This window comes from Brachybacterium sp. J144 (genome assembly GCF_036321705.1).
Lineage (GTDB): Bacteria > Actinomycetota > Actinomycetes > Actinomycetales > Dermabacteraceae > Brachybacterium.
Genome location: NZ_JAZDCG010000001.1, coordinates 208,888 through 230,983 on the forward strand (window position 1 = coordinate 208,888; position 22,096 = coordinate 230,983).

General features: G+C 70.7%; 18 protein-coding genes. 8 read left to right on the forward strand and 10 right to left on the reverse strand.

The features are described 5' to 3' along the window. Positions 1-216 precede the first annotated feature (216 nt). Positions 217-1,410 carry an alcohol dehydrogenase catalytic domain-containing protein gene (locus tag V1260_RS00930; protein ID WP_329744915.1) on the forward strand — a complete coding sequence of 398 codons (1,194 nt, stop codon included), beginning with the start codon at positions 217-219 and terminating at the stop codon, positions 1,408-1,410. Between the two features lie 207 nt (positions 1,411-1,617). Here the strand turns inward: V1260_RS00930 and hxlA are convergent, their stop codons facing one another. Both hxlA and hxlB read right to left on the reverse strand, forming a co-directional pair. Next, a complete protein-coding gene (hxlA, locus tag V1260_RS00935; protein WP_329744916.1) occupies positions 1,618-2,241 on the reverse strand; it encodes a 3-hexulose-6-phosphate synthase in 624 nt (207 codons plus the stop codon). Positions 2,242-2,294: 53 nt separating this feature from the next. Then, positions 2,295-2,867, reverse strand: coding sequence for a 6-phospho-3-hexuloisomerase (hxlB, locus tag V1260_RS00940; RefSeq protein ID WP_329744917.1), 573 nt, complete (start codon positions 2,865-2,867; stop codon positions 2,295-2,297). Between the two features lie 92 nt (positions 2,868-2,959). Here hxlB and V1260_RS00945 point away from each other — a divergent pair, with 92 nt between their 5' ends. Beyond that, the gene (locus V1260_RS00945) at positions 2,960-3,811 is read left to right on the forward strand and encodes a helix-turn-helix transcriptional regulator (protein ID WP_329744918.1); all 852 of its coding nucleotides are present in this window, start codon (positions 2,960-2,962) and stop codon (positions 3,809-3,811) included. An 83-nt stretch (positions 3,812-3,894) separates the two neighbouring features. On the opposite strand, the gene nhaA is transcribed toward V1260_RS00945, so the two are convergent. Further along, positions 3,895-5,775, reverse strand: coding sequence for a Na+/H+ antiporter NhaA (nhaA, locus tag V1260_RS00950; protein ID WP_329744919.1), 1,881 nt, complete (start codon positions 5,773-5,775; stop codon positions 3,895-3,897). Between the two features lie 585 nt (positions 5,776-6,360). On the opposite strand from nhaA, the gene dnaK reads away from it, so the two are divergent. The 4 genes from dnaK (at position 6,361) to V1260_RS00970 (ending at position 10,609) form a co-directional block, all read left to right on the forward strand. Beyond that, positions 6,361-8,214: a molecular chaperone DnaK gene (gene dnaK, locus V1260_RS00955; RefSeq protein ID WP_329744920.1), complete on the forward strand. Its 1,854-nt coding sequence runs from the start codon at positions 6,361-6,363 to the stop codon at positions 8,212-8,214. After that, the gene (locus V1260_RS00960; RefSeq protein ID WP_329744921.1) at positions 8,214-8,891 is read left to right on the forward strand and encodes a nucleotide exchange factor GrpE; all 678 of its coding nucleotides are present in this window, start codon (positions 8,214-8,216) and stop codon (positions 8,889-8,891) included. The genes dnaK and V1260_RS00960 overlap by 1 nt, the downstream gene beginning before the upstream one ends. 208 nt (positions 8,892-9,099) lie before the next feature. Continuing rightward, positions 9,100-10,092: a DnaJ C-terminal domain-containing protein gene (locus V1260_RS00965; protein WP_329744922.1), complete on the forward strand. Its 993-nt coding sequence runs from the start codon at positions 9,100-9,102 to the stop codon at positions 10,090-10,092. Between the two features lie 79 nt (positions 10,093-10,171). Further along, complete coding sequence (locus V1260_RS00970) at positions 10,172-10,609, forward strand: heat shock protein transcriptional repressor HspR (RefSeq protein ID WP_329744923.1); 438 nt, start codon at positions 10,172-10,174, stop codon at positions 10,607-10,609. On the opposite strand, the gene V1260_RS00975 is transcribed toward V1260_RS00970, so the two are convergent. From V1260_RS00975 to V1260_RS00985, 3 genes are read right to left on the reverse strand one after another with little or no spacing between them, the layout of a single operon-like run. Then, entirely contained in the window at positions 10,527-11,786 is a 1,260-nt protein-coding gene (locus V1260_RS00975) for a glycosyltransferase (protein ID WP_329744924.1), read from the reverse strand. The genes V1260_RS00970 and V1260_RS00975 overlap by 83 nt on opposite strands. Before the next feature lie 27 nt (positions 11,787-11,813). Further along, complete coding sequence (locus tag V1260_RS00980) at positions 11,814-12,542, reverse strand: TVP38/TMEM64 family protein (RefSeq protein ID WP_329744925.1); 729 nt, start codon at positions 12,540-12,542, stop codon at positions 11,814-11,816. Beyond that, positions 12,539-13,951, reverse strand: coding sequence for a glycosyltransferase family 4 protein (locus V1260_RS00985; protein WP_329744926.1), 1,413 nt, complete (start codon positions 13,949-13,951; stop codon positions 12,539-12,541). The genes V1260_RS00980 and V1260_RS00985 overlap by 4 nt, the downstream gene beginning before the upstream one ends. Before the next feature lie 264 nt (positions 13,952-14,215). Between V1260_RS00985 and V1260_RS00990 the strand changes: the two genes are divergently transcribed. Then, on the forward strand, positions 14,216-15,523 hold the full coding sequence (locus V1260_RS00990; RefSeq protein ID WP_329744927.1) for a carboxylate--amine ligase: 1,308 nt from the start codon (positions 14,216-14,218) through the stop codon (positions 15,521-15,523). 32 nt (positions 15,524-15,555) lie between these two features. After that, the gene (locus V1260_RS00995) at positions 15,556-16,341 is read left to right on the forward strand and encodes an aspartate/glutamate racemase family protein (RefSeq protein ID WP_329744928.1); all 786 of its coding nucleotides are present in this window, start codon (positions 15,556-15,558) and stop codon (positions 16,339-16,341) included. A 7-nt stretch (positions 16,342-16,348) separates the two neighbouring features. Here V1260_RS00995 and V1260_RS01000 read toward each other — a convergent pair whose 3' ends face one another. The 4 genes from V1260_RS01000 to V1260_RS01015 all read right to left on the reverse strand — a co-directional run bounded on the left by V1260_RS01000 (position 16,349) and on the right by V1260_RS01015 (position 22,076). Beyond that, a complete protein-coding gene (locus tag V1260_RS01000; protein WP_329744929.1) occupies positions 16,349-17,617 on the reverse strand; it encodes a carboxylate--amine ligase in 1,269 nt (422 codons plus the stop codon). A 202-nt stretch (positions 17,618-17,819) separates the two neighbouring features. Further along, on the reverse strand, positions 17,820-19,490 hold the full coding sequence (locus V1260_RS01005; protein ID WP_329744930.1) for a glycoside hydrolase family 13 protein: 1,671 nt from the start codon (positions 19,488-19,490) through the stop codon (positions 17,820-17,822). Positions 19,491-19,578: 88 nt separating this feature from the next. After that, positions 19,579-20,478 (reverse strand): sugar ABC transporter permease, encoded by a 900-nt coding sequence (locus tag V1260_RS01010; protein ID WP_329744931.1) that lies wholly within the window; start codon positions 20,476-20,478, stop codon positions 19,579-19,581. A gap of 20 nt (positions 20,479-20,498) precedes the next feature. Continuing rightward, the gene (locus V1260_RS01015; RefSeq protein WP_329744932.1) at positions 20,499-22,076 is read right to left on the reverse strand and encodes an ABC transporter permease subunit; all 1,578 of its coding nucleotides are present in this window, start codon (positions 22,074-22,076) and stop codon (positions 20,499-20,501) included. Positions 22,077-22,096 lie beyond the last annotated feature (20 nt).

The window sequence follows — 22,096 nt, forward strand, 5'->3', positions numbered from 1 at the left end:
CACTAGCAACGCGTTTCACCGATCGGTCGGTGCATGCCCCAGTCCTCCACGGTCCACCTGCCCGTGGCGCCTGTCGCCGCAGCCAGGGCGGGCAGCTCGGTGGACGCGAGGTTCCGGCCGTCCTACGCTCGAAGAGAGCCGAGGTCGCGGGCGACGGGCATCCACATGACCGTGGCACTTCCGCGATCGGGCCATCCCCAACTGGAGGAGAACGTCATGGCAAGCAGCAACCGCGCCGTCGTGTTCCAGAACGTCAAGGACATGCGCGTCGAGACCCTCGACTTCCCGAAGCTCGAGATGCCGAACGGCAGGAGCGCCCCGCACGGTGTCATCCTCAAGATCGTCGCCACCAACATCTGCGGCTCCGACCTGCACATCTACCGCGGGTCCTTCCCCGTCCCCCAGGGCATGGTGATGGGGCACGAGATGACCGGCGAGGTCATCGAGGTCGGCCCCGACGTCGAGTTCCTCTCCGAGGGCGACCTGGTCTCCGTCCCCTTCAACGTCGCCTGCGGCCGATGCCGCAACTGCCGCGCCCGCCACACCGAGGCGTGCGAGACCGTGAACCCCGACGCGGCCTGCGGCGCTTACGGGTTCAACCTGGGTGATTTCCAGGGCGGGCAGGCGGAGTACCTGTTCGTCCCCTACGCCGACTTCCAGCTGCTCCGCTTCCCGGACAAGGACCAGGCCATGGAGAAGATCCGTGACCTCGCCCTTCTGTCTGACATCCTGCCCACCGCGTTCCACGGCCTCATGGAGGCCGGGGCCAAGCCCGGATCGACCGTCTACATCGCCGGCGCCGGACCTGTGGGACGCTGCGGCGCCGCGGCGGCCCGTCTCCTGGGCGCTTCCTGCATCATCGTCGGTGACTACCATCAGGACCGGCTGGACCTGGTGAAGAACAACGGCTGCGAGACCATCGACCTGAACCAGGACGTGCCGCTGACCGAGCAGATCGAGGCCATCCTCGGCGAACCCATGGTGGACTGCGCCGTCGACTACGTCGGCAACGAAGCCCACGGGATCGGCCGCGAGGCCGAGGACATGAATCTGGCCCACGCCATCAACCAGGTCATGGATGCCACCCGCGCAGGCGGTGCCACCGGCATCGTCGGCGTCTACGGCCCCGACCCGCTGGCCTCCTCCAAGGCCGAGCAGGAGGGCACCTTCTCGCTCGACTTCGGCAAGGCGTGGATCAAGTCGCCCCGGATCTCCGGCGGCCAGGCCCCGATCATGCACTACAACCGTGAGCTGATGATGTCGATCCTGTGGGACCGCATGCCGTACCTCAGCGACATGCTCAACACCAAGGTCATCAGCCTCGACGAGGCCCCCGACGCCTACGCGACGTTCGACACCGGGGTCTCGGAGAAGTTCATCATCGACCCGCATGGCATGATCCCCGCCTGATACAGGCATGTCATACAGCCGGCCCGCGATCGTCGCTCCAGCGACGGCCGCGGGCCGGCTGTCCCCGCATCGGGGAGGAGGATCACGTGGCGCTCTGAGCCACGCGGTGATCGACTGCGGCATCAGTCCACCGCATCCGGTGGGAGGGGGGCAGGGTCCGGGCGTGCCGTCACCTGCCCCCTCTCCACGGGATGCGGTGCGCGGTGGTCACCTGATGGCGGAGCGGATGGCGGCGGCCGCGGCGGCGACGTCCGATGCGCTGTAGATGGCGCTGCCCGCGACGGCCACGTCTGCTCCCGCCCGCTGGACGGCTTCGACCGAGTCCGCACTGACGCCGCCGGCGACGGAGAACGGGACCTCGGCGGCCTCGCCGGCGGCGAGCAGGGCGTCGAGGCTGTAGCCGTCCTCCGCCTGCTCGTCGAGGCCGGCGTGCATCTCCACGAACACGGCGCCGAGGGCGACGACCTCTCGGGCCCGTGCGACCTTGTCGGCCACCCCGATCAGATCGACGACGATGCCCTTGCCGTGCTTGGTCGCCGCGGCGACCGCGCCGGCGATCGTGCTGTCCCCGGCGACGCCGAGGACGGTGACCAGATCCGCTCCGGCGGAGAAGGCGATGTCAGCTTCCAGCTCGCCGGCATCCATGGTCTTGAGATCGGCGAAGACGGTCTTGTCGGGGTGGGCGGCCTTGACCGCCGTGATCGCCGCGAGGCCCTCGCTCTTGATCAGAGGGGTGCCGAGCTCGAGGATGTCGACGTAGGGGGCTGCCTTCGCGGCGAGGTCGAGGGCGGACTCGGTGGTGAGGGTGTCCATGGCGAACTGCAGTCGCATGTCAGAGTGTCTCTTTCTCGTGGGGGTGTCGATGGTGGAACGGGGAAGAACGGTCATTCGAGGTTGGCATGGCGGGGCCAGAGCGCATCCGCACTCTGACCGCTCTTCTGCCACAGGACGTCGAAGAGAGCGTCGCCGACGAGGACGAGGAGCTGCTCGAAGAGGCTGCCGGCGTACTGGGCCGACTGCTGCTCGGACCGGTCTGTCTTCGTCGCCGCACGGATGACCAGGACGGCGTGGGACAGCTGAGCAAGCGGTGACTCGGGGTCGGTCGTGATGCCGATGACGCGGGCACCGACGGATCGCGCCGTCTCAGCCGCGCTCACCACCCCCGAGGTCGTGCCGGAACCGCTGGCGGTCAGGAGCAGATCGCCCTCTCCGATCGCCGGGGTCGTCGTCTCACCGACGACGTGGACCTGCAGCCCGAGGTGCATGAGGCGCATGGCCGTCATCCGCAGCGCGAGACCGGAGCGTCCGGCGCCGTGGACGAAGACGCGCCGGGCGTACGCTGTCAGCTCGACGGCGGCCGCGAGCGCGGGCGCATCGGGCAGGGCAGCTGCCCCCTCGATCTCGTGGACGATACGCGTCAGCGAATCCTGGATTCCTCGTTCTTCCATGTCGACCATCTTGGGCCGGTCCGCGGCGGTGCACTGCTGCCCGATGAGCGGGGCGCCCCGTTCGATCGGGTGGGCCTCCCAGGTCGGGCTAGAGTGGCGGAGTGAGCGACCTCCCGACCCCGCTGGAACGTGCCCGCTCCCTGTCGCGGGACCGTGCCCTGACCGAGCAGGCTGATCAACATGCGATCACCCTCGAATCGATCCTCGCCGTGCTCCGCTCCGGCCGACTCGCGGATGCGGCCGCGCGCAGGGAGGCCACGGAGATCGCCTCCTCCGCACTCATCCGTGCTCGTTCGGTCCATGAGCAGCAGGAGAGCGTGCTCGAGCCGGTAGCCGAGGCATTCTCGCGCTTGCGCACCGAACTGCGTCCTCTGATCCGCTCCGGACCGCTGCAGGTCCAGTTCGCAGAGCCTCCTGCGCGAGGACGGGCGTTACCGGGCCCGGTCGCCAGGGAAGCCCGCGCCATCTCCCGCACGGCAGTGCTCTCGCTCATGGACCGCGCGGACGCTGCACGCGCCCGGATCGGCTGGGACTGCGATGGCCGCAACCTGCTGATGGAGGTCCGTGACGACGGCGGAACCGCGGTGACGGCGCACGACGACACGCTGCGTCCGATCGTGGAGCGAGTGGCGGCGCTCGACGGAACCATGGACGTGGAGACGACCCCGGGCTGGGGGACGACGCTGCGGATCGAGATCCCACTGGACCCACCCAGCGCAGCGCTCACCGTGGAGGGCGCCGAGGAACTCACCGACCGAGAGAAGCAGGTGCTGCGCCTGGTCGCGACCGGGATCTCGAACCAGCGCATCGGCGACCAGCTCGGGATCACGGCCAACACCGTGAAGTACCACGTGGCCAACTTGCTGCGGAAATACGGCGCCCGCACGCGCGCCGAGCTCGCAAGCATCGCTCACTCCCATGATGCGCACTCTCCGAGCGCCGAGACTCGATAGCGGGCCTCGGTCCGGACGTCGGCAGCGGTGATACGCGCCGGCACTGCCCACGTCCCACCGTGTTCCGGCTTCGCGGATCGCCCTCAGGCCTTCGCCGCCTGGGTGCGGCCCCCGCGACGGCTGGATTCCAGCATCTCGGTCAGTGAGCGCGCGTCATAGCTGCCCACCATCCGACAACCATCGATGAAGAACGTCGGGGTCATCTTGGCGCCGCTCGCCTCCGCGCTCGCGATGTCCCGCTGCACCCTCGCAGCGACCTCGTCGCTGTCGAGATCCTCGATGAACGCCTCGACATCGAGGCCCAGCTCAGCCGCGTAGCCGATGAGATCCTCCCTCTCCAGCGCGTGCTGCCGAGTGAAGACGAAGTCGAGCCACGGCCAGAACATCTCCTGCTTCGCGGCCGCCTCGGCGGCCCGTGCGGCGAGGGGGCCGTGAGGATGATGAGGCAGATGCCGCACGACGTAGCGCAGATCGTCACCGAAGCGCCCGTGAAGGTCTTCCCATGAGCCAGTGGCGTGCGCGCAGTACTCGCACTCGAAGTCCACGAACTCCACGAGGGTGAGCCGGGCGTCCTCGGGTCCGCGGATGTGATCCACCTCGGGGTCCACCGGGGAGTCGAGCGTCATCGGGAGATCCGCCGTCTCCTCTCCCCATCGACGGGCTGCGATCTTGAAGATCGACCAGCCCAGAACGGTGGCGAGCACCATCGCCACGAGCACGCCCAGCGTCGCCTGGCGCCCCAGATCCGAGGAGGAGTCGAAAGCGAGGCCGATGACCAGCAGCGACACGGTGAAACCGATGCCCGACAGCGCTGCCCCGCCGAACACGCTGCCCATTCCGACCCCCTCCGGCAGTCGGCCTGCGCCCATCCGAACGGCGAGGAGCGTCGCGATCCCGATTCCGAGGAGCTTGCCGAGCACGAGCCCCGCGATGACGCCCCACGTCACAGGCGAGCCCAGCGAGTCGGCCATCACCCCGCCGCGCAGGTCAATTCCGGCATTGGCCAGAGCGAAGATCGGCACGACCAGCAACGCCGTGGGGAGACGGAGGTACTCGTACAACCGCTCGTTGACCGACACGCCTTTGGACAGCCCCCGTCCGACGGCACGCGCCGAGGAAGCGCTCGGGGATTGCCAGAAGTCGCGGAACAGCTGCCGGGCGGCGACCACCTCCTGCCGCTGGGTCGGGTAGGCGGGGATTAGAAGACCGGCGATCATGCCCGTCAGCGAGGCGTGGATGCCGGAGGACAGAGTCGCCAGCCACAGCACGATGATGATCCCGACGTACGGAGCGGCACTCCACTGTCGGGAACGGCCCACCAGCCACAGGGCGACGAGGCAGCCGAGAGCGACCAGCAGTGGGACGGGTCGGATCTCGTCGCTGTAGAACACCCCGATGATCGACACCGCAAGGAAGTCGTCGACCACCGTGAGGGTCAGGAGGAAGACGCGCAGCTGCCCGGAAAGCCGGGGGCCGACGATCGCGAGAGCACCGAGCATGAACGCCGTGTCCGTTCCGACGACCGCCCCCCAGCCGCGAAGCCCCTCGCCACCGGATGCGCCGACGACCAGGACGTATATCAGCGCGGGCAACGCCACACCCGCGACGCCCGCGATCGCCGCCAGACGGGCGCGACTGCTGTCCCGCAGAGCCCCGTGTGCGAACTCCTGGCGCACCTCGAGACCCACGACGAAGAAGAACACGATCATCAGTCCGTCGTTGATCCAGTGGTGCAGATCCAGGTGCAGGCCGAACGGGCCGACGTCGATCCCGACGCTCTGTTGCCACAGCTCAACATAGGAGGAGGACAGCGGTGAGTTCGCCCAGAGGAGAGCGAAGGCCGTGACGACGATGAGCAGCACGGCCGAGCCCGACTCCGTGCGGAGTCTTCCGGCTATCCCGCGAGAGGGAGAGGTTGAGTGGGGCACTGCGCGATTCTGCCTGAACGTGCTGGCCGGCGCCACTGAGTCGGACCGGGTCCGATGCCGCTGCTGTTCGGGTCCGAGGGGTGGACGGGCGGCCGTGGGAGATCGATCCCCAGCTGCGCGCGAGGTGCGTGCGGCTCGTGCAAGAGCTCCCGCGAGAGTTCCCCTCCCACTTCGTCGCAGAGGTCGCGACGGCTCGGCACGACGGCGTCCCGTGGGGCCCGCGCAGCCAGCGATCCTGGCGTTCCTCGACGTTATGGCAGTCGAGGGCTGCGCGGAGCTGCCGAGCCTGGAGGCGTCCGGCCCGTATCGCAGCCCGCACCGTCATCGATGCCCTGGGCGAAGACGAGAGCCGTGATCCGGACACGTCGCTGACAGATCGGAGAGATCACTGCCACCTCGTCGAGAACCTGCGTATGTGGCCTCCGTCACGATCGGTCGCACCGGGAATGAACCTGATCGGATCAGAGTTGAGTCGGGTGTACTCAAGAACGGAGCTGCTGAGATTGACATCATCGATCTCGGGTTCTCTACTTGAGTCCGTACAGCTCAAGTCTCGTCGTCGGCCGTCGGCCGGTAGCGAAGATCCCGTGCGGCGAATCCGTCGCAGAAAGGCAGGCACCCATGTCCCGTGTCGTCGGAATCGATCTCGGCACCACCAACTCCGCCGTCGCCGTCCTCGAGGGCGGTCAGCCCACCGTCATCGCGAACGCCGAGGGCTCCCGCACCACCCCGTCGGTCGTCGCCTTCTCCAAGCAGGGCGAGGTCCTCGTCGGCGATGTCGCCAAGCGTCAGGCCGTCACCAACGTCGACCGCACCATCTCCTCCGTCAAGCGCCACATGGGCACCGACTGGAGCGTCGAGATCGACGGCAAGAAGTACACCGCGCAGGAGATCTCCGCGCGCACCCTCGGCAAGCTCAAGAAGGACGCCGAGTCCTACCTGGGCGAGACCGTGACCGACGCCGTCATCACCGTCCCCGCCTACTTCTCCGACTCGGAGCGCCAGGCCACCAAGGACGCCGGCACCATCGCGGGCCTCAACGTCCTGCGCATTATCAACGAGCCCACCGCCGCGGCCCTCGCCTACGGCCTCGAGAAGGGCAAGGACGACGAGCAGATCCTGGTCTTCGACCTCGGCGGCGGCACCTTCGACGTGTCCCTCCTCGAGGTGAGCAAGGACGAGGACGGCTCGACCATCCAGGTCCAGGCCACCGCGGGCGACAACCGCCTCGGCGGCGACGACTGGGACCAGAAGATCGTCGACTGGCTGATCACCCAGGTGAAGAACAAGGACGGCGTGGACCTCGGCAAGGACCGTATCGCTCTGCAGCGCCTCAAGGAGGCCGCCGAGCAGGCGAAGAAGGAGCTGTCCTCCTCGACCTCCACCTCGATCTCGCTGCAGTACCTGTCGATGACCGAGAACGGCCCGCTGCACCTCGACGAGAAGCTCACCCGCGCCCAGTTCGAGGACATGACCAAGGACCTCCTCGAGCGCACCAAGGCACCCTTCCACCAGGTCATCAAGGACGCCGGCATCAAGGTCTCCGACATCGACCATGTGGTCCTCGTCGGCGGCTCGACCCGCATGCCCGCCGTGACCGAGGTCGTCAAGGAGCTCACCGGTGGCAAGGAGCCCAACAAGTCCGTGAACCCGGACGAGGTCGTCGCCGTCGGCGCCGCCCTCCAGGCCGCGGTCATCAAGGGCGAGCGCAAGGACGTCCTGCTCATGGACGTCACCCCGCTCTCCCTCGGCATCGAGACCAAGGGCGGCGTGATGACCAAGCTCATCGAGCGCAACGCCGCCATCCCGACCAAGACCTCCGAGGTGTTCTCGACCGCGGACGACAACCAGCCGTCCGTGGCGATCCAGGTCTTCCAGGGCGAGCGCCAGTTCACCCGCGACAACAAGCTCCTCGGCACCTTCGAGCTGACCGGCATCGCCCCGGCCCCCCGAGGCATCCCGCAGATCGAGGTCACCTTCGACATCGACTCCAACGGCATCGTGCACGTCACCGCGAAGGACCGCGGCACCGGCAACGAGCAGTCCATCCAGATCACCGGCGGCTCCGCGCTGTCCGAAGAGGACATCGACCGCATGATCAAGGACGCCGAGGCGCACGCCGCCGAGGACGAGGAGCGCCGCAAGAACGCCGACGCCCGCAACACCCTCGAGCAGCTCGTCTACCAGGGCGAGAAGCTGCTCGCGGACAACGCGGACAAGATCTCGGACGGCGACAGGACCAAGGCCGAGGACGCCCTCAAGGAGGCGAAGGACGAGCTGGCCAAGGAGGACGCGGAGACCGCGGACCTCGAGGCCAAGCGCGACGCGCTGAACGAGGCGCTCCAGGCCGTCGGCACCGCGATCTACTCCCAGGCCCAGGCCGAGGGTGCCCCCGAGGGCACCGAGGCGCCGTCGTCCGATGACGACGACGTGGTCGACGCCGAGATCGTGGACGAGGACGAGGAGAAGAAGTGATGACCGAGGACCAGAGCACTCCCGACGACGCGCAGCGCCCCGAGGGCGAGCCGCGGTTCTCGTTCACCGACAAGCGGAAGGTGAACCCGGAGGACGGCACGGTCCGTCCCTCCGGGGACGCCCCCGCCCCCGAGGGCCAGGGCGCCCAGGGACCCGCCGACCCGATCGACGCCGAGGCGGCCGAGCTCTTCGAGCAGGCCGCACATGAGGGCGCCGACGCGTCGGCGCCCGCCGACGCGGGCCGCGTCGCCGAGCTCGAGGGCCAGGTCACCGAGCTCACCGAGCAGCTGCGCCGCGAGCAGGCCGAGTACGTCAACTCGCGCCGACGCATCGAGGCCTCCGCCGAGGCGGGCAAGGAGGCGGCGGCCGGCCGCATCCTCAGCTCGCTGATCGGCGTCCTCGACGACATCGAGCTGGGCCGTCAGCACGGCGACATCGTCGAGGGTACGCCCTTCCACTCGATCGCGCAGAAGCTCCAGGAGGCCCTCGCCTCCCAGGGGCTGACCCGCTTCGGGGAGGTGGGGGAGGAGTTCGACCCCACCCGCCACGAAGCGCTGATGCACGAGGACTCCGCGGAGGCGGAGACCACGACCATCACCCTGGTCATGCAGCCTGGCTACGCGCTGAAGGAGCGGATCCTCCGCCCCGCCCGCGTGGGCACCCGCGGCCCCGCCTGACCACCCCGGGGGGGGGGGGGGGGGGGGGGGGGGGGGAGGGTGTTGTTGCCCACCTCCCCCCCCCCCGTGCAAACCAGCCCCTTCCTCCGTACCCCCCCCCCCCCCCCCAACCCACTGTTCGGGTTCTCCCCCTCCCCCCCCCCCCCCCCCCCCCCGCCCCCGCACATCACCGCAGAAGCCCCTGATCCTCTCCCGGAAGGAGACGCCCATGTCCCAACAGGACTGGCTCGAGAAGGACTTCTACGCGGTCCTCGGCGTCTCCAAGGACGCCACCGCGCAGGAGATCAAGAAGGCCTACCGCAATCAGGCCAAGAAGCACCACCCCGACCGTCACCCCGATGATCCCCGCGCCGAGGAGCGCTTCAAGGAGATCGGGGAGGCGTACTCCGTCCTCTCCGACGCCGAGCAGCGCCAGCAGTACGACGCGATCCGCGCCATGGGCGCAGGCGGCGCCCGCTTCTCCGCGGGTGCCGGCGGAGCCGGCGGCGCGGGATTCGAGGACATCTTCTCCTCGATGTTCGGCGGCCAGGGCGGCTACTCGACCGCGGGTCCGGGCGGGCCCGCCCCCGACATCGACGACCTGCTGCGCATGTTCGGCGGCTCCGGCGGCGGATCCGGCTTCCCGACGGGCTTCGCCCCGAACGCCGCGCCCCAGAAGGGCCAGGACGTCTCCGCGCGCACACGCATCCCCTTCCGCGACGCCGCGCTCGGCGCCGAGGTGCGCCTGACCGTCGACGGCAAGCCCCTCACCGTCCGCATCCCCGCGGGCGTCCACGACGGGCAGAAGATCCGCCTGCGCGGCAAGGGACGCCCCGGCCCCGGCGGCGCCCCCGCCGGCGACCTGCTGCTCACCCTCGACGTCGAGCCGCACCCGCTGTGGTCGATGGACGGCGCGAACCTGCGCCTCACCGTCCCGCTCCGCTTCGACGAGGCGGTGCTCGGAACGACCCTCACCGTGCCCCTGCTCGAGGGCGGCACCGTGAACCTCAAGGTCGCGCCCGGCACCCCAAGCGGCCGCACCCTGCGCGCCCGCGGCAAGGGCGTCCGCACCGCGAAGGCGACCGGCGACCTGCTCGTCACCGTCGAGGTCGCCGTCCCCGCGCACGTCGAGGGCGCGGCGCGGAAGGCCGTCGAGGACTTCCGCGACGCCCTCGGCGACGAGGACCCGCGCGCCGGCCTGCTGGAGACCGCCGCCCGCTGAGGCGCGTCGGCACCCGTCGGCCGTGGCCCGGAGAACCGCATCGACCCGCAGACCCGCACCGCACGGAAGGAGACGTCCCATGGTCACCCCGCACCGCCTCGACGAGCGGGCGCCGGTCTTCGTCATCTCCGTCGCCGCGGAGCTCTCCGGCATGCACCCACAGACCCTCCGCCAGTACGACCGGCTGGGGCTGGTCTCCCCGCAGCGGACCCGCGGGCGCGGCCGGCGCTACAGCGCCCGCGACGTCGCGACCCTCCGGGAGGTGCAGCGCCTCTCGCAGGAGGAGGGCATCAACCTCGCCGGCATCAAGCGGATCCTCGAGCTGCAGGACGAGGTGACCGCACTCGCCGAGCAGCTCGACGCGGTGCGCGAGGCCCTCGAGTCCCTCAACCCGGCGCAGCGGCGGGTCTTCACCGCCGGCCGCGACGGGGAGATCAGCGCCCTGCGGCGAGGGGAGCGCCCGCGGCGTCCGGCCGGCGGAGCGCTGGTGCTGTGGCGGCCGAACCGCCGCCCCTGAGCCCGCCGCGCGGCCGACGATGCGGCTGCACCCCGGTCAGCAGGTAGATGTACCGCAGTCGCTGCGCGACCTGGCGCAGGTCGACCTCCTCGGCCGCGCGACGACCGGCTCCGGTGAGATCGGTGAGCCGCCCCGCGAGCAGGTCCTCGAGACGGGACGCGGCGCGGGCCGCGAAGCCCGGGTCGTCGCCGTCGACCTGATGGGTCAGCACCCCGTCGGGCATCCGGTCGCGGTACAGCTCGATGCCGCGCACCAGGGCAGGCACGCCGCAGGCGAGCGCCTCCCAGAGCACGATGCCCTCCGTCTCCTCCTTGGTCAGGAAGCAGAAGGCGTCCGCGCCGCAGTATGCCTCGCGGAGCTGGTCCGCCCGGAGGTAGCCGGGGAAGATCGCGTTCGACGGGGCAGTCGCGAGGGCCCGCTCGACCTCCGCCGTGAGCAGCCGCTCGTCCGTCCGGCCGTACCAGACGAAGGTCACCTCGGGCAGGCGCCGGGCCACCTCGACCCAGTCGAGGATCCCCTTGCGCACCAGCTGCATGCCGACGCTGATCACGACCTGCGCGTCAGGGGTGAGTCCGAGGCTCTCCCGCAGCCGGCCCCGCGCCGAGGGATCGGGGCGGAAGAAGGTCGTGTCCACGCCGTTGGAGAGCACGTGGATGGGGCGGGTGATCCCGTACTTCGGGGCGGACACGAGCGCCTTGGAGTAGTCGCTGGGCGTGATCACGGCGTCGCCCTGGCGGTACAGGTGGGCGATCCAGCGGCGGAAGGTGGGGGCCAGCGCGTTCGAGCCGGGGAAGGAGTCGCGGAAGTCGTCCTCCGTGGAGTGCGCCCACACGAGCACCGGCCGACGCCACAGCCGCGCCCAGCGGGCCAGCAGCGGCGTGTCCGGGAACGGGGTGTTCAGGTGCACCACGTCGAAGGGGCGCAGCGGATTGGTGACCACCACATGGCCCAGGGAGCGCACCACCGTCTCCTGATGGCGCATGGCGGCGCCGATCCCGGACTGGTGGGCGGCGCGGGCGAGACCGCGGGGCATCAGCACGCGCAGCGGCTCGTCCCCGCGCACGTCGCGACGGGGGTGGCGGCCGGGCAGCACGGTGTGCACCAGGCGGTCGGCCCAGCGCCGCAGCGGGTCGGGCGCAGGACGGGGGCGCCTCACGGCGCGGGATCTCATCAGCATCTCGGTCCTCCTCTCACCGGGACGGTCTCACCAGGGCAGGAAGCGCAGCAGCAGTGCGCTGACGCCCAGTCCGTACGCGAGCAGGGCCCACGGCTTGCACAGCAGGATGATCGCCGCGTAGGTCCGCCAGCGCATCCGGGTGGTCCCGGCGATGTAGCAGAGCAGATCGTCGGGGGCGACGGGCAGCACGATGGCGGTCGCGAAAGCGCGGGTGAAGTGGCGGTTGCGGGTCCAGCCGAGGAACTTCTCGACCGTGCGGGCCGGGAAGATCCGCTCGATGAGGGCGAGGCCCACGTGCCGGCCGATCGCGAAGTTCAGCATCGAGCCCGCGCTCACCGCGACGTAGTTGTAGAGCGTCCCCTCGATCGGCCCGAAGAGCACCGGCCCCGCGATCACCAACAGGCCGCCGGGCACGATCGGGAAGACCACCGAGGCCGCGGAGACGAGCAGGAAGGCGGCAGGTCCCCAGGCTCCGAGCGAGTCGATGAAGGCCTGCAGGTTCTCGAGGGACTGCAGCACCCCGGCCTCGAGGCCCCACCAGACCAGCCCGATGCTGAGGGCGAGGCCGAGCAGCGGGGAGAGCCGGGCGGCGGTGCGCAAGGGATCGCGTCGCGGTCGATCCTGCATCGAGGCGGTCTCGGTCGCGGAGGCGACGGACGTCGGATCCGGCCCGGCGGATGCGGGGCGCTGGGGGCGGCGGGGCCGGGACAGCGGGACCGCCCTCCCGGGGGGGACGGGACGCTCGACGATGCTCATGCGACGGCCCTCGCCGGCAGGGCGAGCACGCGCGGGGAGCGGCGGGCGCGGGCCTGCTGGTAGACGTCCAGCACGGACCGGCCGAACTCGCGGGCACCGCAGGTGGCCCCCGCGTGCGCGACGGACTGCGCGGCCATCGCCGCGCGGGCGGGGCGATCGCTCACCAGGGCATCGAGGTGGCGCGTGAACTCCGCGGCGGTCTCGTACTGCCAGCCGGTGCGGCCGTCGAGCACGACGCTCGCGATCGACGGGTCCCGACGGCACAGCAGCGGCAGGCCGCAGGCGAGCGCCTCGATGAAGGTCAGGCCCTGGGTCTCGCTGAGAGAGGCGGAGACGAAGACGTCGCCGATCCGGTACCAACGCTGCACCTCGCCCGGATCGACCACGCCCGTGAAGCGGACCCGGTCGGTGATGCCCAGCTGTTCCGCTCGCTCCTCGAGCTCTGCCCGGTACGGGCCGTCGCCGACGATCACCAGGACGGTGTCCGCGCGATCGGCCTCGGCGACCATGTCCAGCACCTCGTCGAGGTTCTTCTCCTTCGCCAGCCGGCACACGGAGACCAGCACCGTCGTGTCCGGGGCGATGCCGAGGTCGGCGCGGAGCCGGGCGGCGTCGGCGCGCTCGGCGGCGTCCTGTGCGGGGCGGAAGCGGTTCAGGTCCAGGCCTGTCGGGATCACGTGCACCGGTCGGCGCACCCCATAGCCGGAGAGCAGCCGGGCGACCTTCGCGGTGGGCACCACCACGGCATCGGTCCCCGCAAGCACCCGCCGCGAGAAGGAGGCGACGACCGCGCGTCCCATCGTGCGGCTCGGCGAGTAGTAATGGGTGTAGTCCTCGTAGATGGTGTGGTAGGTGTGCACCAGGGGGACGCCCAGGGTGCGGGCGATGCGCCGCGCCCAGACGTAGGTGGAGAATTCGCACTGGGAGTGGATCACGTCGGGCCGCCAGCGCAGGATGTCCCGCAGCACGCGGCGGCTCGCGGGCATGCCGATCCGGGCGCGGTCGTAGACCATCGCCGCGGAAACTGATCCGATGCGGTAGACGCCGGGCTCGCGCCGCGTGCGCAGACCCTGGGAGAGGGTCAGCACGCGCACGTCGCAGCCGAGCGCGATGAGCTCGCGGCGCAGGGTCGCGACGGAGGCGACGACGCCGTTGACGACCGGCTCCCACCAGTCGGTGGTCAGCAGCACCCGCAGCGGGCGGTGCTCGCCGCCGGGACGCTCGCCGGGGAGCCCCGGGCGGCCGACGAGGCGGTCGGCGGACGGGACGACGGGGCGCAGCGGGATCGCGGTCACGTCCCGAGCCTCGCACGGGCGGGGTCCGGTGGCGTCCTCCGAGCGGATGACCGCGATCAGACCCTGGTCTGATCTGTGGTCCTGTCCCGCGCCGGCGGCGTTCGTCGTGGTCATGCCTCGAGACTACGGTCGGCCCCGCGGGGCCTCGACGGGGCACGCCCGAGCCGTCGCGGAGATTTCCCCCCTTGTGCGCCCCCTGGACACCTGATAGAAGACCGGGAGCCGACTGTGACCTCGCGACGCGGCGGTCGCGCGCTCGCCGGGGCATCCATCGGAGCACGTGCCGGAGCGCTCGTCGGAGCGTTCGACGGAGCACACTCCGGCCCGTCCTCGCCCGGCCTCCCCGGTGCCCCCGGGCGCCGTCGATACACTGCCGCCATGCCTGACCAGAGCCCCAGCCCGCGCCGCGAGGCGTCCGCCGCCCGGCCGTTCACCCCGGTGATCGTGGGGGGCGACATCGGCGCGTACTCCCTCGCCCGCGCCTTCCACGAGGCCTACGGCCGGCGCAGCGTCGTCATCTCCCGCGCGGCCGGCTGGCACGTCGCGGACTCGGCGTTCATCACCAACGTCCCCTGTGCGGACCCCTTCGACCCCGCGGCGCTGGCGCCCGTGCTCGCCGAGGTCGCGAGTTCGCACCCGGGGGGAGCGCTGCTCCTGCTCGGCTCGGCCGATGCGACCGTCAAGGCCATCATCCGTGTGCGGGACGAGCTCGCCGCCCTCGGGGACCGCTGGATCGCTCCCTACGTGGACATGGACACCTTCCGGGCCGGCACGGAGAAGCAGAACTTCAGCGCCCTCTGCGAGGAGCTCGGCGTCGACCACCCCCTGACCCGGGTCGTCGACCTCGCCGAGGAGGTCGATCCCGCCCTCGAGGTGCCCTTCACTTATCCGGTGATCGCCAAGCCGGCGGAGGTCTCCGAGTGGAAGGATGTCGACTTCCCCGGCAAGCAGAAGGTGCACACGGTCGAGAGCCCGCAGGAGCTCGTCGCCCTGCTGCAGCGGATCCGCGCGGCGGGGTACCGCTCGAGCATCATCGTCCAGGACCGCATCCCGGGCGATGACCAGGAGATGCGCATCCTGACCTGCTACTGCGACGAGAACTCGGTGGTGCGCTTCGCGTCCTTCGGCCGCACCCTGCTCGAGGAGCACACGCCCGGTGCGATCGGGAACCCTGCCGCGATCCTCACCGACCACGACCCGCGCGCCGTCGAGCAGGCGCAGCGTCTGATCACCGCCCTGGGGTGGACCGGCTATGCGAACTTCGACCTCAAGCACGACCGCCGGGACGGCGCGACCAAGTTCTTCGAGCTCAACCCGCGGCTGGGCCGTTCCAACTACTACGTCACCGCGGGCGGCAACAACCCTGTCGAGTGGTACGTCCGTGACCTGCTCGAGCACTCGCTGCCCTCCGAGGGCCCAGGCTCCGGCGTGGGGGAGGACGGCATCCTGCAGCAGCAGCAGGAGGCGCTCTACACCGTCGTGCCCGTCGCCCTGGTGAAGAAGTACACCACCCAGCCGGACGCGAAGGAACAGCTGCGCCGTGCCCTGCGCGCGGGCGGCGCCCGCAACCCGCTGATCTACCCCGCGGTCGAGAGGCACCCGAAGCGTCTCGCGTACACGGCCGCGGCGCTGCTCAACTACGTGCGCAAGTTCCGGCGGTACTACCGGCCGGAGCGGGTCTCGTGACCGCGGCGGTCCCCGAACCCGCGGAGAGTCCGATGTCGGAGCGGCTCGGCGGCCGACTGGATCCCGCCTCCTGGGGCGGGCCGACCGTCGGCGTGCTCGGCGGGCTGGGGCCCGCTGCGACCGCGGTCTTCCTCGACGTGCTCGTGCGGGCGACCGCCGCGGACACCGATCAGGACCACCTGGACCTGCTGGTCTCGCAGCATTCCTCGACCCCGGATCGCACCGCCTCGATCCTCGACCCCGCCGCCCCGGACCCCGGACCGGTGCTCGCCCGCGATGCGGCGATGCTCGCGCGCACCGGGGTGGAGATCCTGGTGCTGCCGTGCAACACGGCCCACCACTTCGTGCACGAGGTCGAGCAGGCCGCGGCACGGACCGGCATCACCTTCGTGAACATCGTCGAGCGCACCGTGGCGACGGTCAGCGCGAGCCTCGCGGACCGCTCCCGGCCGGTGGCCGTCCTCGCCACCGCCGGGACCGTCCACGCGCGGGTCTACCAGGACGCGCTCGAGCGGGCCGGACTCGAGGCCCTGATCCCTGGGCCCGCGCTGCAGGCGGACCTCAACACCCTCATCTACGAGCAGGTCAAGGCCAACCGCCCCGTGGACCGGGCTCTGTACGCCTCGTGCCTGGCGCGGGTCGCGCAGCTCGGGGCAGGGGCGGCCGTGCTCGGATGCACCGAGCTGTCCGTGATCCACGATCGCTTCCGGGCGGACCCGGTCGAGGTCGAGGGCCTCGCCGTCGTCGACTCCCTCACCGAGCTCGCGACGGCCACCATCCGCGCCGCCGGCAAGCAGGTCGCCGCCGACTTCCGCTGAACGCGGCTCAGAACCCGTCGGCCGAGGGCTCCGGGTAGTGGCGGCGGAACTTCCGGATGTGGTTCAGCGGCACCGCGTACGAGTAGCCGCGCAGCCACAGCCCCTCCGCCCGGTACCGCCACGGGTTCACGGTGCGGGCGCGGGCGATGCGCTTGACCTGGGCGGCGAGCTGCGGATCGGTGATGTAGCGCAGCAGCAGGCGGAAGGGCACGATCGAGTACAGCACCTCGTCCAGGCCCACGCGCGGTTCGGGGTCGCGACCCTCGATCGCATCGGCCACCATCACCTCGGCGACGTTCGCACCGCCGCCGGTGACGTAGTAGCTGTTGCGGCCGATCCGCGGATTGATCTCGAGGAAGCGGGCGACCCCGTCGCGCGGGTCGACCTTGATGTCCGCATTGGCGAAGCCGACGTAGCCGACCTCGTCGAGGATCCGCCGCATCTGCGCGAACTGCTCCGGGAGGTCCTGCGTGATCATCGCCGCGGGACGGCCGAGCGCCTCCGGCGTGTGCTCCTCGAGCAGCACGCGGGCGCCGCCCATCAGGGTGATCGTGCCGGAGGCGGAGCGGTAGGCGGTCAGCGACAGCATAGAGGTGTCGTCGCCCGGGATCATCTCCTGCACCACGAAACGGTTGCGGAAGCCCGCGGCGTGCAGACGGGAGATCAGGTCGCGCAGCTCCTCAGGGCTGTGCAGCGGATAGATCTTCTTCTTGCCCGGCATCCTCACGTGCACGTGGGGCTCGGCCTGGGCGGGCTTGGCCACCACCGGGTAGTCGAACGGCAGCGCGGGCAGCTCGGGGAGGGTGCCATCGCGGAAGTCGATCACCTCGGTCGCGGGGATGTCGATGCCCAGCTCGGTGCACACCTCGGCGAAGGAGGCCTTGTCCGCGAGGCGCTCGACCACTTCGAGGGAGGGGTAGCGCAGCGCGTAGTGCTGCGAGAGCACCTCGGCGTTGCGGGCCACGAACTCGACGTTCCCGTCGCTGTTGCACAGCAGCACGGCGGGCCGGCCGGCCGGGCGCGCCTGCGCGAGCTCCACGAGGCGGGCGACGCGCGCGGCATCGTCGGCCCCCGCGGGGAGGTCCACCACGCGCGAGGTCACCGAGCGCCGCAGCGGCTCGGGCGCGTTCGCCGCGAGCACCGTGGCGACCGTGCCGTACGCCTCGTGGTACGCCCGGGTGAGGGCGTAGATGCCGAGCCCGGCGCCGATCGCGACGACGTCGAAGCCGGGATCGGAGGCGGCGCGGGCGGGCGCGGGTGCGGACGTGCCGGACATGCAGGGTCTCCTTCGCGGGACGGGCGCTGGAGCGGGAGGCGGGCCGAGGGCGACGGCGCGGGGCGAACGGGCCCGAGCGGGCGCGGGCGGGGCCTCACCGCAGCGCGCTCACGCTACCAGCCGCGACGTGATGCGCCCGCCCGCCACGCGCGGACTCGCCCGAGCTTCCTCCCGTGAGGGAGAGGCCCGTCCGCTCCACCCCTCAGGCGGTGCGGAGCCAGACGGCGGTGTCCGCCGGCAGCACACCCCGGGCGACCCCGGGACCCGAGGCGACCAGCAGGGTCGCCGCGGCGAGGGGAGCGGGCAGCTCGACCGCCGCGTCGCCGGTGTTCACCAGCACCCACACGCTCCCGCGGCGCACCGCGAGGACGCCCTCCGGGAGGCCGTCCGGGAACTCGACGCCCTCGACATGGCGCCCCAGGCCCAGCTCCCCGCGTAGGCGCAGCGCGAGCCGGTACATCTCCAGCGTGGAGTTGGGATCGCCGGCCTGCACGTCCGCCGCGAGCTCGGCGAAGACCGCCGGCTGGGGCAGCCAGGAGGCGCCGGTGGGGGAGAAGCCGTATGCCGGGGCGTCCTTCTCCCAGGGCAGCGGCACGCGGCACCCGTCGCGGCCCGGGACCCCGGCCCGGTGGTGCGAGGGGTCCTCGCGCAGCTCGTCGGGGATGTCGGCGACCTCGGGCAGACCCAACTCCTCGCCCTGGTACAGGTAGGCGGAGCCGGGCAGGGCGAGCATCAGCAGGGTCGCCGCGCGGGCGCGCCGCCGGCCGAGCTCCGTGTCGGGGACCTCCTCGCGGGAGAGGCCCTCGCCGAAGCGGTGCTCCGGCGGGAAGCCGTAGCGGGTCGCGTGGCGGATCACGTCGTGGTTGGAGAGCACCCAGGTGGTGGGGGCGCCGACGGCGTCGGCGAGCGCCAGCGGCTTCTCGATCGCGGCCCGCATCGTCGGAACGCCCCATCGGGCCTGCAGGAAGCCGAAGTTGAAGGACTGGTGCGCCTCCTCCGGGCCGATGTACAGCGGGAGGCGGTGCTCGGGGATCCATGCCTCGAGCACCATCATCCGATCGCCCGCGTAGGAGTCGACGATCGGCCGCCACTCGCGGTAGATGTCCAGCACCCCGTCGTTGTCGAAGTAGACCGGCACCTCGCCCTCGGGGATGTCGATGAGCCCCTCGGCGTTCACGGTCGCATCCGGCAGCCCCTCGGGCTTGACCATGCCGTGGGCCACGTCGACCCGGAAGCCGTCGGCCCCGCGGTCGAGCCAGAAGCGCAGCACGCCGCGGAACATCTCGTGCACGGCGGGATTGTCCCAGTTCCAGTCCGGCTGGGAGGTGTCGAAGATGTGCAGGTACCACTGGCCGGGGGTGCCGTCCGCCTCGGTCACGCGGGTCCAGGCCGGACCGTGGAAGATCGAGGTCCAGTTGTTCGGCGGCAGCTCGCCGTGCTCGCCGCGTCCCTCGCGGAAGACATACAGGTCCCGCTCGGGGGAGCCGGGGGCCGCCGCGAGCGCCTGCTGGAAGAGCACGTGCTCGCTCGAGGAGTGGTTCGGGACCAGGTCGACGACCACGCGCAGGCCGAGCTCGTGGGCGCGGGCTATCAGGGTGTCGGCGTCGGCGAGGCTGCCGAAGCGGGGGTCGACGTCGGTGTAGTCGGCGACGTCGTAGCCGCCGTCGTGCTGCGGGGAGGTGTAGAAGGGCGAGAGCCAGATCGCGTCCACCCCGAGATCGCGCAGGTACGGCAGGCGCGCCGTGACCCCGGGAAGGTCGCCCATGCCGTCGCCGTCCGAGTCGGCGAAGGAGCGGGGGTAGACCTGGTAGACCACGGCATCGCGCCACCACTGGTCGTGCTCGGTCGGGGTGGTCGTGCTCTGCGTGGTCATGCTGGGTCGGGATCCTTCCGGAGGGTGGGACAGGGGGAGGACGGACGGTCGGCGGCGGGGCCGGCCGCCCGTCCACGAGGAGGCGGGCTCAGCCCTTGACGGCGCCGGCGGTCGACCCGCCGACGATGTACCGCTGCAGGAACTGGTAGAGGATGATCACGGGCAGCATGACCATCACCGAGCCGGCGGCGAAGACGCCGAGGTTCGCCGAGCGGTCCGAGGCGAACATGCCGTACATGCCGACCGCGAGGGTCTTCTTCGAGTCGTCCGTGAGGAAGATCGAGCCGATGAGGAACTCGCTCATGGAGCCGACCAGGGCCAGCAGCAGGGTGGTGGCGAGGATCGGGGTCATCGAGGGCACGAGGATCCGGGAGAAGGTCTGCCAGTGCGTGGCGCCGTCGATGATGGCCGCCTCGTCGAGCTCCTTGGGGATGGTGTCGAAGAACCCCTTGATCAGCCAGACCTGGCCGAGGGAGCCGCCGAGCAGCACCGCGATGTAGCCCGCGAGGGTGTTCAGGCCCAGCATCGGCACCGCCTCGCCGAGCTGCGCGATCATCGTGTAGATCGCGATCATCGACAGGATCGACGGGAACATCATGATCAGCAGCACGGCGAGCATCCCGCCGCGGCGGCCGCGGAAGCGGAACCGGCTGAAGGCGTAGGCGGCGAGCAGGGAGAGGAAGACCTGCACGACGGCGACGACGCCGCAGACGATGATCGTGTTCAGGTACCAGCGCAGGAAGTTGGCGCGCTCGCCGCTGATCATGACCCAGTAGTGCTCGAGGGTCACGCCCTGGGTGGGCAGCAGCGAGGTCGAGGACAGCGAGCCGCTGGGGTTCACCGACGCCGACAGCACGAACAGGATCGGGAAGACCGCGAAAACGATCGCGAGCAGGCCGATGAGGTGACGCCAGCCGATCTCGGCGAGCCAGCGCCGCGGGGGCATGGGGCGCTGCGCGGTGACGTGGGGAGCGGTGGTGGTGCTCATGGGTGGGTCCTTCCGCGGGCTCAGTTGACGTCCTCGAGGACGTTCGTGAATCGGAACTGGATGGTGGCCAGCACGCCGGTCAGGATGAACAGGCACACGGACACCGCGGAGGCGAAGCCGAAGTCCGCCCCCGAGCCGCCGAAGGCGATGCGGTAGATCATCGAGATGAGGATGTCGGTCGCGCCGCGGGTGGAGCCGTCGGGGAACGGCCCGCCCTCGGTGAGCAGCTGGATGGCGTTGAAGTTGTTGAAGTTGAAGGCGAAGGACGAGACCAGCAGCGGGGCGACGGCCACCAGCAGCAGCGGCAGCACGATTTTCGAGGTGGTCTGGAAGCGGCTCGCGCCGTCCATGCGGGAGGCCTCCATGAGCTCGTTCGGGATCGCCTGGAGCGCCCCGGTGGAGACGATGAACATGTAGGGGAAGCCCATCCACAGGTTGGTCAGCAGCACCGCGACCTTGGCGAGGCTCGGATCTCCGAACCAGTTCAGGTCCAGTCCCAGCATCTCGTTGATCAGGCCGAAGTCGCGGTTGTAGAAGTTCGACCACACCAGCAGGGAGATGAAGCCGGGGATCGCGTACGGCATGATCAGGACCGACCGGTAGATCCGCCGACCCTTCAGCCGCTCGTCGTTGAGCACGAGCGCGAGGGCGAAGCCGACCACGAAGGTCAGCGCGACCGAGCCCGCCGCGAAGACGAGGGTCCACACGAAGGCGGCGCCGAACTGTCCGGCGATCTTCCCGTTGGAGAAGAGGCGCTCGTAGTTCGACATGCCCACGCCCTGGAGCCAGCCCTGTGAGAAGGCCTGCTTCCCGTCGGCGTCGACGAAGGCCTGCTCGGTGCCGACGGTGCCGACGGTGTAGACCTCGCCGGTCGCGGTGTCGGTGATGGTGTCGCTCGCCTCGTCGTACTGCAGCACCGTGGTGCCCACGAAGGCCTGGTTGACGCCGAGCGGCTGCACGGCGCTGGACTCGTCCACCGGGACCGCAAGCTCCATCAGCTCGTTGTAGACGGCATTGACCTGGTTCGCGTCGAGCACGGTCAGGCCGGCGACCTCGGTGACGCGGCCGTCGACGACGGTTACGTCCCCGGCGGGGACCTCCGCGAGGGGCGTCTCGGCGTCGCCGCTCAGCACGGCGCCGTCGGTCGGATCGACCAGGTAGAGGACGAAGGGCCCCTCGGTGGGGGAGCCGGCCGTCGCGACCGTCATCGCGTAGCGCGGGGCGTCGGGCGACTGCTGCACCGAGTTCGCGACGATCGAGGCGATCGCCTGCTCCTTGGAGCCGCGAGTGCCGTCCCCGTAGTTGGTGAAGGAGTACCCGACCGTCAGCGCGATCGGGATGATCAGGAAGACGGCGAGGAAGAAGGTGCCCGGGAAGAGGTACTTGCCGGGGATGTAGCGCTTCGTCGAGTAGAGGACGAAGATCGCGGCCGCGGCGAGCAGCAGCACGGCGAGCCACATCCAGGATTGCTGGGCGATCAGGACCGGGGTGATGAAGACCGTCACCGCGAGGGTCACGCCGAGGACCAGGATGCGGGCGATCACGGCCGGGACCGACGTGGACCGCGGGCGGTGCGCGGGGGCGTGCGTCGAGGTCATGAGGCGACTGTGCCTTTCGG

Coding starts and splice junctions, on each gene's coding strand:
- V1260_RS00930 (WP_329744915.1), top strand. CDS start 217: ATGGCAAGCAGCAACCGCGCCGTCGTGTTCCAGAACGTCAAGGACATG.
- hxlA (WP_329744916.1), bottom strand. CDS start 2,241: ATGCGACTGCAGTTCGCCATGGACACCCTCACCACCGAGTCCGCCCTC.
- hxlB (WP_329744917.1), bottom strand. CDS start 2,867: ATGGTCGACATGGAAGAACGAGGAATCCAGGATTCGCTGACGCGTATC.
- dnaK (WP_329744920.1), top strand. CDS start 6,361: ATGTCCCGTGTCGTCGGAATCGATCTCGGCACCACCAACTCCGCCGTC.
- V1260_RS00960 (WP_329744921.1), top strand. CDS start 8,214: ATGACCGAGGACCAGAGCACTCCCGACGACGCGCAGCGCCCCGAGGGC.
- V1260_RS00965 (WP_329744922.1), top strand. CDS start 9,100: ATGTCCCAACAGGACTGGCTCGAGAAGGACTTCTACGCGGTCCTCGGC.
- V1260_RS00970 (WP_329744923.1), top strand. CDS start 10,172: ATGGTCACCCCGCACCGCCTCGACGAGCGGGCGCCGGTCTTCGTCATC.
- V1260_RS00975 (WP_329744924.1), bottom strand. CDS start 11,786: ATGCTGATGAGATCCCGCGCCGTGAGGCGCCCCCGTCCTGCGCCCGAC.
- V1260_RS00980 (WP_329744925.1), bottom strand. CDS start 12,542: ATGAGCATCGTCGAGCGTCCCGTCCCCCCCGGGAGGGCGGTCCCGCTG.
- V1260_RS00985 (WP_329744926.1), bottom strand. CDS start 13,951: ATGACCACGACGAACGCCGCCGGCGCGGGACAGGACCACAGATCAGAC.
- V1260_RS00990 (WP_329744927.1), top strand. CDS start 14,216: ATGCCTGACCAGAGCCCCAGCCCGCGCCGCGAGGCGTCCGCCGCCCGG.
- V1260_RS00995 (WP_329744928.1), top strand. CDS start 15,556: ATGTCGGAGCGGCTCGGCGGCCGACTGGATCCCGCCTCCTGGGGCGGG.
- V1260_RS01000 (WP_329744929.1), bottom strand. CDS start 17,617: ATGTCCGGCACGTCCGCACCCGCGCCCGCCCGCGCCGCCTCCGATCCC.
- V1260_RS01005 (WP_329744930.1), bottom strand. CDS start 19,490: ATGACCACGCAGAGCACGACCACCCCGACCGAGCACGACCAGTGGTGG.
- V1260_RS01010 (WP_329744931.1), bottom strand. CDS start 20,478: ATGAGCACCACCACCGCTCCCCACGTCACCGCGCAGCGCCCCATGCCC.
- V1260_RS01015 (WP_329744932.1), bottom strand. CDS start 22,076: ATGACCTCGACGCACGCCCCCGCGCACCGCCCGCGGTCCACGTCGGTC.